The following is a 12,056-nucleotide window of genomic DNA, read 5'->3' on the forward strand; positions in this document are numbered from 1 at the left end:
TCCCGAGCCGGAACCACGCCCTCCCACACCTGTAACGCCCCCGTCACCCTGAACTCGTTTCAGGGTCCATCGAGCAATTGGTGCCGGAGCGTCGCTGCTTACGCCGCGCTGTCGGTTTGCTGATCCAGCTACCGCGCTATCGGCGAAATGGACCCTGAAACGAGTTCAGGGTAACGGGAAATGGGTGAAAGATCGCGGGTCCGGGCTAGCCCCGCGTCCTCACGGCTTTCAGTTCCGCCATCAGAACCGCGACCATCTCGGCTGCGGGCATTGTCCGCGCCAGCGGTGCGCCCTGACCGGCCCACTGCGCTCCGAACCCGTACTCGCCCTTCGCCTTGGCCGCAGCATTCAGTGCTTTCCCGGCGTGATAGGTGATCGGATAGTCCGGCACCTGCCGCCCGCCCACCTCTGCTGCGAGCGCCGTAAACCGGTTCGCCAGCGCCCGCGCGGGGCGCCCCGACACCAGCGGCGTCAGTGTCGTGTGCCACGCACCCGGCCCCTTGAGCGCTGCACGATAGCCCTCGTCCGCCGCCGATTCCGGGCAATCGATGAAGGCGGTCCCGAGTTGCGCCGCCACCGCGCCGAGATCGAGCGCGGCGGCGATCCCGGCGCCGTCCATGATGCCGCCCGCGGCAATCACCGGTAGTCCGGCTTCGCGCACCAGCAGCCGCGTCAGCGCCATAGTGCCGAGCCCGGGATCGGGCGCTCCGGGATCGAACATACCGCGATGACCGCCCGCCTCGATTCCTTGCGCGACCACGGCGTCAATCCCGGCTGCCGCGATGGCGCGCGCCTCATCGATATTCGTCGCCGTCGCCAGCATCACGATGCCCCGCTCGCGCAACGCGGCGATGGCATCGGCAGCGGGCAGGCCGAAATGAAAGCTCACCACCGGCGGCCGGGTCTCCAGCAACATCGCCAGCATCGCAGGATCGTCCGCGAAGCTCGTATAAGGCGATTGCAGAGCTTGTGGCGGCTCGGCCCCCAACTCGGCGAAAAGCGGGCGCAGCCAGTCCAGCCACGCCGCCTCGCATGCGGCGTCGGCAACTGGCGTGCGATGGACGAACAGATTCACGTTGAAGGGGCGATCCGTACGCTCGCACAGTTCCCCGATCATGGCCCGCGCGCCGCCCGCATCCGTCGCGCCGACGCCGATCGAGCCGAGCGCCCCGGCGTTCGAGACTTCCGCCGCCAGCAGCGGAGTGCTGGTCCCAGCCATCGGTGCCTGAATGAGGGGCAGGCTCACGCCGAGCCTTTCGAGAAACACCATAACCCGCTCCATCCATTGACCTGATGGCCTTCTAAGCGCCTACCGTGAAAACACAAAGATGCTGCCTCGCAGGCTTCTTTCGCAGGGGCATGGACTTCCGCAAATGGCTTTCCTATGTTTCCCGTACACGCAATAAATGAACAACGGGGGATCGATGATTCCTGTATCTTCGGACTTTGGAACGCTCGCTCGCCTGCTCGGGCCGATTGTCGGTGAGGCCAAGGCGCAAGACGCTCTGGAGACGCTTCGGATCGCACCGGAACTGGCCGGATCGGCCGAGCGCGCCAGCCGCGCGCAAGTGGCCATGGCGCTCAACGCCGTGCTTTTCCTCGACCTTTTGGAGCGAGTGCCGACCGCCGCGCGCTATATCGAGCGGATGCGCGCCGCCGGTGAACCGATCGTCTTCGACCACGGCGCCCTGCGCACGATCGACGGTGCGACCGGCGCGCTCCCCTCGGGACATGAGGCATTCGGCCGTTTCCTCGCTCCGCTGGGTTATGAAGTGCGCGGGCTCTACCCCCTGCCCGCGCTGACGATGACCGGGCGCGCCTATGTGCAGGTCGACCTGCCCGCCTCCGTGCCGCAGTTCTTCGTCTCCGAACTTCACATCGACCAGCTTCCCGACACCGCACAGGCCGCCGCGGCCGCCATATTCGGCGCTTCCGTCGATCCCTTGGGGGAGGCCGAGTGGGCCGCACTCGATGTGCTCGCGCGCGATGGGGACTGTTCGATCGAGGACGGGGTGACCATTCTGCGCGGGGCCTTGCGTGCCTTCGACCGGCAGCACGCTGCCCCGACGCTGGCGGATTACGAAGCGCTGCTGGAGCATAGCAAGGAAGGTGCCTGGATCGCCACCGAGGGCAATGCTTTCAACCATGCGACCACCCGCGTCCCCGACGTCGAGGCTCATTCCGAGTCTTTGAAATCAGAGGGTTATCCGCTGAAACCGGCCGTCGAGATTTCCCGCAATGGCCGCGTGCGGCAGACCGCCATCCTGGCCGACAAAGTCGCCCGGCCCTTCCGCCTGCCCGACGGCAGCGAGGTCATCCGCGAAGTTCCGGGGTCGTTCTACGAGTTCATTTCGCGCGACATCGACCCGGAAACCGGCCTGCTCGACCTCACGTTCGACAGTGGCAATGCGACCGGAATCTTCGCGGTGACGAGGCAGCAGGCATGACCACCCTCAAATCCTTCGATCCGGTTGACGGCACGCTTGTCTGGGAAGGCGAAGTTGCCGATTCCGAAGTGGTTTCGGCCGCGCTTCTTCGCGCGCGCAAGGCATTTGCTCACTGGGGCTCACTCCCTGTGGAAACCCGCACAAAGGCGGCAGAACGCTACAGAAGCGCGCTTGAAGTCCGCAAGGACGCGCTCGCCGAGACCATCGCGCGCGAAACCGGCAAACCGCTCTGGGAAACCCGCACCGAAGTCGCCTCGATGATCGGCAAGGTCGGTATCTCGATCGCGGCGCAGGCTGAGCGCGCGGGCGAGAAGCGCACCGACATGCCGTTCGGGCAGGCCGTGCTGCGTCACCGTCCCCACGGCGTGATGGCGGTGCTCGGTCCGTTCAACTTTCCCGGCCACCTGCCCAATGGCCACATCGTGCCAGCCCTCCTCGCGGGCAACACGGTGGTCTTCAAGCCCTCCGAGATGACGCCCGCCACCGGCGCGCTGATGGCCGAGTGCTGGGCCGAGGCCCTTGCCGATCACCCCCACGTCTTCCAGTGCATCCAGGGCGGGCGCGAAACCGGCGAGGCGCTGGTCGCGGGCGCGATCGACGGGCTGCTCTTCACCGGCTCGGCGGGCGCGGGCGCGCATTTCCGCCGCGTCTTCGCCGACCGGCCCGACGTGATCCTCGCCCTCGAACTGGGCGGCAACAATCCCTTGGTGGCCTGGGACGGCGACGTCGACGAGGCCGCGTCGGTCGTCGTGCAATCGGCCTTCATCACCACCGGCCAGCGCTGCTCCTGCGCACGGCGGCTGATCGTGCCCGACACCGCCTTCGGCTCCGCGCTGGTGGAGGCCGTCGCGGCCCTCGCCGACCGCATCGTCATCGGTGCCTGGAACGAGACGCCCGAGCCGTGGATTGGCCCGCTGATCTCCGATGCTGCTGCCGCCGCCGCGAAGGCCCGCTTCGACGGCCTCGTGACACGCGGCGCGCAGGTCATCCGCCCCTTCACCGGGGTCGAGGGCCGCTCCGCCGCCTTCGTCACCCCCGCCATGCTCGACGTGACCGGCGTGTTCGTGCCGGACGAGGAAATCTTCGCCCCCGTCCTGCAGGTCAGCCGCGTGCCGGACTTCGACGCCGCGATGGAAGCCGCGAACAACACCCGCTTCGGTCTCTCCGCCGGGCTCGTAAGCGCCGACGACGCACTGTGGGAGCGCTTCCTCGTCGAATGCCGCGCGGGCGTGGTCAACCGCAACCGCCCGACCACCGGCGCGGCGGGCTCGATGCCCTTCGGCGGGCTTGGCGAGAGCGGCAACCACCGGCCGAGCGCCTACTATGCCGCCGATTACTGCGCCTACCCAGTCGCCAGCTTCGAGGCGACGGACGCCTCGGGCAACGCAGGCGCCCTGAACGGCAAGCTCAGGCCATGAGCGCGCTGTCGGGCGAGGAACTGGACCTGCTCGAAGCGATCGAGCACGCGCCGATCCTCGACCGGACGCTGGACTGGGCCGCGATCAACAGCGGCACGGGCAATCTGGACGGCCTTGCGGCGATGGCCGACCGGCTGGCCCACGCCTTCGCCGCGCTGCCGGGCGAGGTCCGCCTCGTCGATCCCGCGCCGGTCGAGAAAGTCGACGGCAAGGGCCAGTTGCGCGAGGTCGGCCACGGTCGCCACCTCGTCCTGTCGGTCCGCCCCGAGGCCGACCACCGGGTGATCCTGACCGGACACATGGACACCGTCTACGCCCGCGAGCACCCGTTCCAGAGCTGCACCTGGCTCGACGCGGACACCCTGAACGGCCCCGGCACCGCCGACATGAAGGGCGGCCTGTCGCTGATGCTCGCCGGACTTCTCGCCTTCGAGCAGGGTACGCCGATGATGGGCTACGACGTGCTCATCAACAGCGACGAGGAGACCGGCTCGCTGTCCTCCGCCGCGCTGATCGCACAATTGGCGCAAGTCAAGCTGGCCGCGCTGACCTATGAGCCCGGCCTTCCCGACGGCTCGATGGCCCGCGCGCGGCCGGGTTCGGGCAATTACGCCGCCGTCGTCACCGGGCTTTCCGCCCATGCCGGGCGCAATCCGCAGGACGGGCGCAATGCCGTGCTCGCCGCCGGCGACCTCGGGCTGCGGCTTGCGGCGGGCATTCGTGACGGCCTCACCATCAACCCTGCCCGGATCGAGGGCGGCGCGCCCAACAACACTGTGCCCGACCTCGCGATCCTGCATTTCAACTTGCGCCCCCGCTCACCGGAACTGGCGGAAGTCGCCCGCGCGCTGTTGGAGGCCGCCGTCGCCGAGGTCAGCGCGGTGCACGACGTCCATATCCACCTCCACGGCCACGTCTCGCGCCCGCCCAAGCCGATCACGCCGAAGACCGAGGCGCTGTTCGGCCTCGTCAGCAAGGCCGCCGCCGATTTGGGCCAGCCGATGCGCTGGCAGGACACCGGCGGCGTGTGCGACGGCAACAACATCGCCGCCTGCGGCGTTCCCGTGCTCGACACGATGGGCGCGCTGGGGGGCTCGATCCATTCACCGCAGGAGTTCATGATCGCCAGTTCGCTAGACGCCCGCGCCCGCCTTACGGCCCTCGTCCTGCACCGTCTCGACAGGGGAGCACTACACGCATGACCTTCCTGCTGCGCACCGCGCGCGAGGGCGATCTCGAAGCGCTCTACCGCATGGCCAAGGGCACCGGCGGCGGCTTCACCAACCTGCCGCCCGACAAGCCGACGCTGAAAGGCAAGCTGGAACGCGCCGCCAAATGCTTCGCCCGCGATGACGGCGAAATCGCCAACGACCTCTTCGCCTTCATCCTCGAAGACACCGAAACCGGGAAGGTGCGTGGCACCTGTCAGGCGTTCTCGCAAGTGGGCACCGAACTGCCGTTCTACTCCTACCGCATCGGCCGCATCACCCAGCATTCCAAGGAACTCGACCGCACCTTCCGCGCCGAGATGCTGACCCTGTCCACAGACCTCGACGGGGCGAGCGAAGTCGGCGGGCTCTATCTCGACGCTACCGAGCGTTCGGCGGGTGTCGGCAAGCTGCTGGCCCGCAGCCGCTACCTGTTCATCGCCATGCACCGCGAGCGTTTCGGCGAGACGACCTTGGCCGAGCTGCGCGGCGCCATCGACGATGCGGGCAACTCGCCGTTCTGGGACGGCCTCGCGGGCCGCTTCTTCGACATGAGTTTCCGCGACGCCGACGAGTTCAACGCCAAGCACGGCAACCAGTTCATCGCCGACCTGATGCCCAAGCACCCGATCTACACTGCGCTGCTCTCCGAAGGCGCACGGCAGGTGATGGGCCAGCCGCACTATTCCGGCCGCCCGGCCATGCGGATGCTGGAAAGCGAGGGCTTCGCCTTCCAGAACTACATCGACATCTTCGACGGCGGCCCGACGATGATCGCGAAGACCGATGGCATCCGCACGGTGAAACAGGCGAAGACGGTGACGGTATCGGCGGTGGTCCCGGTGCGGGAGGACGAACCGACGCACCTGATCGCGACCGGGCGGCTGGCGGAATTCCGTGCCTGCCTCGGCTGCGTGAGCGAGGATGGCGCGCTGGACGAGGCGGCGGCGGCGCTGCTTGGCCTCGGCGTGGGCGATGCGGTGACGGTCGCTCCGGCGTGAACGCCTAACCCACCCCGCTGCGGCTAGGCAGCAAGCTGCCAAGTCTCGCGCGCTAGTCGCAGCGGGGTGGGCCTTGCGCAATAACCCCATCCAGCTAGGCTCAATTCCATGCGCACAGAGATCAACTTCGACGGCATCGTCGGCCCCAGCCACAACTATGCAGGACTGAGCCTGGGCAACCTCGCCTCGACGAAGAACTTCGGCAAGGTGTCCGCCCCGCGCACCGCCGCGCTGCAGGGGCTGGCGAAGATGCGCGCCAATCTCGAGCGCGGGCTGGCGCAGGGCTTCTTCCTCCCCCAGCGCCGCCCCGACGAGGTGTGGCTGCACCAGCTCGGCACCACGGTCGAGGCCGCAGACGCGGTCCTGCGCGCCAACTCCCTGTCGGCCTCCTCGATGTGGGCGGCGAACGCGGCGACTGTCTCGCCCGCGGCAGACACGGCGGACGGACGCTGCCACCTCACCGTCGCCAACCTCGTGACGATGCCTCACCGCAGCCACGAATGGCGCGAAACGCTGGCGCAACTTCAGATCGCCTTCGCAAACGAGGCGCACTTCGCCGTCCACGCGCCGATCCCTGCGCCCTTCGGCGACGAGGGCGCGGCCAACCACATGCGGCTGTGCGCGGGCCACGACACGCCGGGCATCGAAGTCTTCGTCTATGGCGTGACCGGAGGCCCCTACCCCGCCCGCCAGCATCGCGAGGCAAGCGAAGCCGTCGCGCGCATTCACGGCCTCTCGCCGACGCGCACTGTCTTCGCCCGCCAGTCGGACGAGGCGATCGCGGCGGGCGCGTTCCACAACGATGTCGTCGCCGTGGCCAACGAGCGGGTGCTGTTCACCCACGAACTCGCTTTCGCTGACCGCGATGCGCTCTATGCGGAGCTGCGTGCGAAGCTGCCGGAGATCGAGATCGTCGAAGTCCCCGCCGCCGAGGTCAGCCTTGCGGACGCGATCACCTCCTACCTGTTCAACGCCCAGTTGGTGACGCTGCCCTCGGGAGAGGCCGCGCTGGTGCTCCCCGGCGAGGCGCGCGAGACGCCCTCGGTCTGGCGCTGGCTGGAAGCGCACGTCGCCGGGAACGGCCCGATCCGCCACCTCTTCGTCCACGACCTGCGCGAAAGCATGGCCAACGGCGGCGGCCCCGCCTGCCTGCGCCTGCGGGTGGTGGCGGACCCGGCGACGGTAGACCCGCGCTTCATCGCGACGCCGGAAAAGCTGGACCGGATCGAGGCACTGGTCGCAAGGCTGTGGCCCGAGCACATCGCGGTGGGGGACCTCGCCAGCCCGGCGCTGTGGGCCGCCTGCGTGGAAGCACGCTCGGCCCTGTGCGTGGAACTGGGGCTGGAGGAACTCGCGGGGTAAGGTTCAGGCCTAGCCGGACGGGGTGGCCTCACTTGCACAAACCCTCCGCCAAGTTCCGTTTTTTGCAATAGCCCCGCCGCACCGCGCCTACATATTGAGACTATGCCCAAGTCCTTCCCCGATCCCATCCGCGCCGCCATCTTCGACATGGACGGCACCCTCATCGCCACCGAGGCCGCGCACCATCGCAGCTATGCGCTGACGTCCCAGGCGATCGGCTGGCCGCTGGGGGAGGAGATTCTCGATACGATGGTGGGCGTCAGCCGCGATCTCAACGAGGTCATGCTCGCCCAGCGCCTGGGCCCCGAGTTCCCGCTGGCGCGCTTCTATGAAGAGGCGGACGCGCTGTTCATGGCCATGCTGGACGAAGGCGTCGACCTGCGCCCCGGCGCGGTGCCGATCCTCGAACATTTCCTCGCGGCGGGCATCCCGCTGGCGCTCTGCACATCGACGGCGGGCGAACTGGTGCCGCCGCGACTGGAGAAGGCGGGCCTGCTCGGCTACTTCGACGTCATCGTCACCCGCAGCGACGTGTCGCAGGCCAAGCCGCACCCCGAACCCTACCTGCTGGCCGCCGAGCGCCTCGGCGTCGATCCGGCGCACTGCGTTGCCATCGAGGACAGCTACGCGGGCGTGCTGTCCGCCACCTCGGCGGGCATCGCCACGGTCATGGTTCCCGATCTGCTGCCCGCGACCGAGGCTATGACGGCTGCCGGAGCGACCGTTCTGCCCAGCCTCGACGCCCTGCGCGAATTGCTCATGGCGCCGGTCGAGGGCTGATTGTCGTCCCGCTCGCTTCGGGCTGATGGTCCGGGTGCGCCGCCAGGAATTCCGGGAGTTCCAGACACGCCGCCTCGATCCGCGTGAGGCGCGGATAGCCCGAGAGGTCGAACGCGAAGCGCCGCGCATTGTAGAGCTGCGGCAAGGCGACGCACTCGAAGTAGCCCGGCGCGCCGAACAGGAAATCGCCCGAGCCGCGCTGCGCCAGCCGCGCCTCCACGCCGGTCAGGGTCTTCTCCAGCCAGTGCCAGTACCACAAGTCCACGTCCGCCTGAGCATGGCCGAGGTCGTGCTTTAGGTACTGCAGCACCGGCAGGTTGAGCGGTGCGTGCAGTTCGGTGGCTATAGCCGAGGCCAGTTCGCGCGCCGCGAAACGCTCCTCGATGCCCTCCGGCAAGAGCGGGCGTTCGGGATAGCGCTCGTCCAGCCATTCGAGGATCGCCATCGACTGCGCCCGCACCGCACCGTCCGCTTCCAGCACCGGCACGCCCGCGAAAGGGTTCAGCGCCCGATAACCCTCACCCCGCTGCTCTCCCGCCAGCAGGTTCACCGGCACGTTCTCATGATCGAGCCGCTTGAGGTTCAGCGCAAGGCGGACCCGGTAGCTCGTCGAACTGCGCCAGTAGCCGTGGAGCCGCAGCATGGCACTCAGCTTTCCGCCGCGATCTTCTCGTGCAGCCACGCCGCATGGCGCGGCGCCTTGCGAGTGCGCGCCCATTCGTCGAGCATGTCGTCGGCGACGGCGCGCAGGAACGCCATCTGGTCCACGGTGCCGAACTGCCAGGCGAGTTCGAGGCGATGGCCGTTGGGATCGAAGAAGTAGATCGACTTGAACACGCCATGGTGGGTCGGGCCGATCACCTCCAGCCCGGCGGCCTCGGCGCGGGCCTTGGCGGAAACGAGGTCGCCCTCGCTCTCCACCTTGAAGGCGATGTGCTGGACCCATGCGGGGGTGGCCTCGTCGCGGCCCATGTCGGGCGCATTGGGCAGTTCGAAGAAGGCCAGCACATTGCCGCCGCCGCAGTCGAGGAAGACGTGCATGTAGGGATCGGGCGCGCCGGTGGAGGGCACCGTGTCCTCGGCGATCGCCAGCATGAAATCCATGCCGAGTACGTCGCGGTAGAAGTCCACGGTCTGCTTGGCGTCCTTGCAGCGGTAAGCCACGTGATGGATGCCGCCGAGGGTGGGTGCGGTATTGGTCATAGGTTCTCTCCCGATCTTTCCCCCTTGCCCCGTCATTGCGAGCGTAGCGAAGCAATGACGAGAGGGGGTGGGTCATGTCACTCCGCCGGCTCGCTAACCTTGAGCACACCGCGCCGGATCTGATCACGTTCCATGCTCTCGAACAGCGCCTTGAAGTTGCCATTGCCGAAACCGTCGTCGCCGCGCCGCTCGATGAACTCGAAGAACACCGGCCCGACGCGCGCTTCGGCGAATATCTGCAGGAGGAGGCGGGGCTGGCCGCCTTCGACCGTACCGTCGAGCAGGATGCCGCGCATCTTCAGCGCCTCGACTGGCTGGCCGTGGCCGGGCAGGCGCTCCTCCAGCATCTCGTAGTACGTCTCGGGCGGCGCGGTCATGAACGGCACGCCGAGCGCCTTGAGCTTGTCCCACGCGCCGAGAAGATCGTCGCAGATCAGCGCGATGTGCTGGATGCCCTCGCCGTTGAAGGCGCGCAGGAATTCGTCGATCTGGCCCTTCCCGCCTTCGGCTTCCTCGTTGAGCGGGATACGGATCTTGCCGTCGGGCGCGGTCAGCGCGCGGCTGGTCAGGCCGGTGTATTCGCCCTTGATGTCGAAGTAGCGGATCTCGCGGAAATTGAAGAGCTTCTCGTAGTAATCCGCCCAGTAGGCCATGCGCCCGCCGTAGACGTTGTGCGTGAGGTGATCGATCTCCGCGAAGCCCGCGCCCGCCGGGTGGCGATCGACGCCGGGCAGGTAATCGAAGTCGATGTCGTAGATCGACAGCGCGCCGTCCCCGCCGCGCTCGTAGCGGTCGATCAGGTAGATGATCGAATTGCCGATGCCGCGAATGCCCGGCAGGTGCAGTTCCATCGGCCCGGTCGCCACCTGCACCGGCTCGGCCGAGCGTGCCAGCAATTCTGCATAGGCGGCGCGCGCATCGCGCACGCGAAAGCCCATGCCGCAGGCGGACGGGCCATGCTCGCGGCTGAAGAACCACGCGGGGCTGCCGGGTTCGTAATTGGTGATGAAGTTAATCGAGCCCTGCCGCCACAGTTCCACATCCTTGGAGCGGTGGCGCGCGATCCGGGTGAAGCCCATGGCCTCGAACACCGGCTCCAGCACGCCCTTGTCCGGCGCGGAGAATTCCACGAACTCGAACCCGTCGAGACCGATGGGATTGTCGAAAAGGTCGGTCATGCGAGTGCTCCTATCGGGGTTTCTTCCGGCAACGCTTCGCCTGCCGGTAACGGCGGTTCGTGCCGCCAGGTTTCGTAGACGGGGCCGAAATCGAGGCTGACGAGCGCCTCGATCAGTTGCGGCAGGCTTTCGAGGACGAAGTAGGTCTTCTGGAAGCTGTCGATCATGTAGCTGGTGCGCATCACCCGCACCGGGTCGAACGGCAGCCGCAGCACCTCGCGGTCCTCGATCGAAAAGCGCGTCTCGCCCGCCGACGAGATGATCCCCGCGCCGAAGACCTTCAGCGCGCCGTCCTCCCGCACCAGTCCGAACTCGATGGTGTACCAGTAGATGCGCGCCAGCATGTCCAGCGCGCCCATCGCCATCGCCCGCGCCCCGGCCTTGCCGTAAAGCTCCAGGAAATCGGCTATGGTCGGATCGAGCAGCATCGGCACGTGGCCGAAGAAATCGTGGAACACGTCCGGCTCGGCGAGATAGTCCAGCTCGTGCTCCTCGCGCAGCCAGCGGGTCACCGGGAAGCGGCGGTGCGCGAGGTGGTCGAAGAACACCGCATCGGGGATGAAGCCGGGCACCGCCACCAGCCGCCAGCCGGTCGCCGCCTGAAGCACGCGGTTGGCGTCGGCGAAGCGCGGGATGCCCTCGGCGCAGTCCAGCCGTGCCAGCCCCTCGCGGAACGATGCACAGGCATGGGTGCGGACCAGCGCGGACTGGCGCGCGTAGAGGCGGCGCCAGCGCGCATGCATCTCCGGGGTATAGGCATGCCAGTCCTGCGCGACGGTATAGTCGTCGGCGGCCCGGTCGTACTCTCCCCGAAGGCCGCTGTTTGACGTGATCGTCGACGGCTTCTTCATAGGAGTACAATACCAGAGGCCCCGCTTCAGTTCCGTGCGATTGCGAGGGCATAGAGACGTGCTATTGGTGGAATCACCCAATAAAACCAGCCTAGAGAGGTGATCCGTGCAACTGGACGAATTCGATCGCGGGATCATCGCGGCGTTGCAGGAAGATGCGCGCATGCCGGTGGCGCAAGTGGCGGAGCGGGTGGCGCTTTCCGCAACGCCGGTCAGCCGCCGCATCAAGCGGCTGGAGGATGAAGGTGTGATTCGGGGCTATGCACCTGTGCTCGACCCGAGGCGGCTGGGCTTCGAGCTGGAAGCCTACGTGCTGATCAACCTCGTCGCCCATGTGGACGAGAACATCGCCCGGTTCGAGCAGGCGATCGCCGACAATCCCTACGTGATCGCCTGCCATGCGGTGACCGGGGACATGGACTATCTGGTCCGGGTGATCGCGCGCAACGTGGAGCATCTCTCGCAGATCACGCTGCGCACCTTGCTGCGGATCCCGGGGGTGCGCGACGTGAAGTCGATCATCGTGCTGGAGACGATCAAGGAAGACCGCGCGGTTCCGGTGGAAATATAGAAAAGGCCCACCCCCAACCCCTCCCGCAAGCGGGAGG

General features: G+C 67.5%; 12 protein-coding genes. 7 read left to right on the top strand and 5 right to left on the bottom strand.

The genetic code is table 11. The annotated features are described in order from the left end of the window. Positions 1 to 205 precede the first annotated feature (205 nt). Entirely contained in the window at positions 206 to 1,270 is a 1,065-nt protein-coding gene (locus BES08_RS10000) for an NAD(P)H-dependent flavin oxidoreductase (protein WP_008828280.1), read from the bottom strand. Between the two features lie 154 nt (positions 1,271 to 1,424). Between BES08_RS10000 and BES08_RS10005 the strand changes: the two genes are divergently transcribed. The 6 genes from BES08_RS10005 to BES08_RS10030 all read left to right on the top strand — a co-directional run bounded on the left by BES08_RS10005 (position 1,425) and on the right by BES08_RS10030 (position 8,216). Further along, entirely contained in the window at positions 1,425 to 2,447 is a 1,023-nt protein-coding gene (locus BES08_RS10005; RefSeq protein ID WP_008828279.1) for a 2-oxoadipate dioxygenase/decarboxylase family protein, read from the top strand. Further along, positions 2,444 to 3,865, top strand: coding sequence for a succinylglutamate-semialdehyde dehydrogenase (astD, locus tag BES08_RS10010; protein WP_069708210.1), 1,422 nt, complete (start codon positions 2,444 to 2,446; stop codon positions 3,863 to 3,865). The genes BES08_RS10005 and astD overlap by 4 nt, the downstream gene beginning before the upstream one ends. Beyond that, positions 3,862 to 5,067: a hydrolase gene (locus BES08_RS10015; RefSeq protein ID WP_069708211.1), complete on the top strand. Its 1,206-nt coding sequence runs from the start codon at positions 3,862 to 3,864 to the stop codon at positions 5,065 to 5,067. Before astD ends, BES08_RS10015 begins: the two co-directional genes overlap by 4 nt. Next, a complete protein-coding gene (locus tag BES08_RS10020) occupies positions 5,064 to 6,074 on the top strand; it encodes an arginine N-succinyltransferase (protein WP_008828276.1) in 1,011 nt (336 codons plus the stop codon). Before BES08_RS10015 ends, BES08_RS10020 begins: the two co-directional genes overlap by 4 nt. Before the next feature lie 108 nt (positions 6,075 to 6,182). Then, a complete protein-coding gene (locus BES08_RS10025; RefSeq protein WP_069708212.1) occupies positions 6,183 to 7,436 on the top strand; it encodes an N-succinylarginine dihydrolase in 1,254 nt (417 codons plus the stop codon). 102 nt (positions 7,437 to 7,538) lie between these two features. Continuing rightward, on the top strand, positions 7,539 to 8,216 hold the full coding sequence (locus BES08_RS10030; protein WP_008828274.1) for an HAD family hydrolase: 678 nt from the start codon (positions 7,539 to 7,541) through the stop codon (positions 8,214 to 8,216). Here the strand turns inward: BES08_RS10030 and maiA are convergent. From maiA to phhA, 4 genes are all read right to left on the bottom strand, one after another. Then, on the bottom strand, positions 8,194 to 8,859 hold the full coding sequence (maiA, locus tag BES08_RS10035; protein ID WP_197524355.1) for a maleylacetoacetate isomerase: 666 nt from the start codon (positions 8,857 to 8,859) through the stop codon (positions 8,194 to 8,196). The two genes, BES08_RS10030 and maiA, sit on opposite strands and share 23 nt — an antisense overlap. Before the next feature lie 5 nt (positions 8,860 to 8,864). Beyond that, a complete protein-coding gene (locus tag BES08_RS10040) occupies positions 8,865 to 9,419 on the bottom strand; it encodes a VOC family protein (protein WP_069708213.1) in 555 nt (184 codons plus the stop codon). Between the two features lie 77 nt (positions 9,420 to 9,496). Further along, positions 9,497 to 10,597: a 4-hydroxyphenylpyruvate dioxygenase gene (gene hppD, locus BES08_RS10045; RefSeq protein ID WP_008828271.1), complete on the bottom strand. Its 1,101-nt coding sequence runs from the start codon at positions 10,595 to 10,597 to the stop codon at positions 9,497 to 9,499. After that, a complete protein-coding gene (gene phhA, locus BES08_RS10050; RefSeq protein ID WP_036526326.1) occupies positions 10,594 to 11,448 on the bottom strand; it encodes a phenylalanine 4-monooxygenase in 855 nt (284 codons plus the stop codon). The genes hppD and phhA overlap by 4 nt, the downstream gene beginning before the upstream one ends. Positions 11,449 to 11,554: 106 nt before the next feature. Here phhA and BES08_RS10055 point away from each other — a divergent pair, with 106 nt between their 5' ends. Next, positions 11,555 to 12,019, top strand: a complete 465-nt coding sequence (locus BES08_RS10055; protein WP_008829249.1) for an Lrp/AsnC family transcriptional regulator — start codon at positions 11,555 to 11,557, stop codon at positions 12,017 to 12,019. Positions 12,020 to 12,056: the final 37 nt, after the last annotated feature.

This window comes from Novosphingobium resinovorum, assembly GCF_001742225.1.
GTDB classification, from domain to species: Bacteria; Pseudomonadota; Alphaproteobacteria; order Sphingomonadales; family Sphingomonadaceae; genus Novosphingobium; species Novosphingobium resinovorum_A.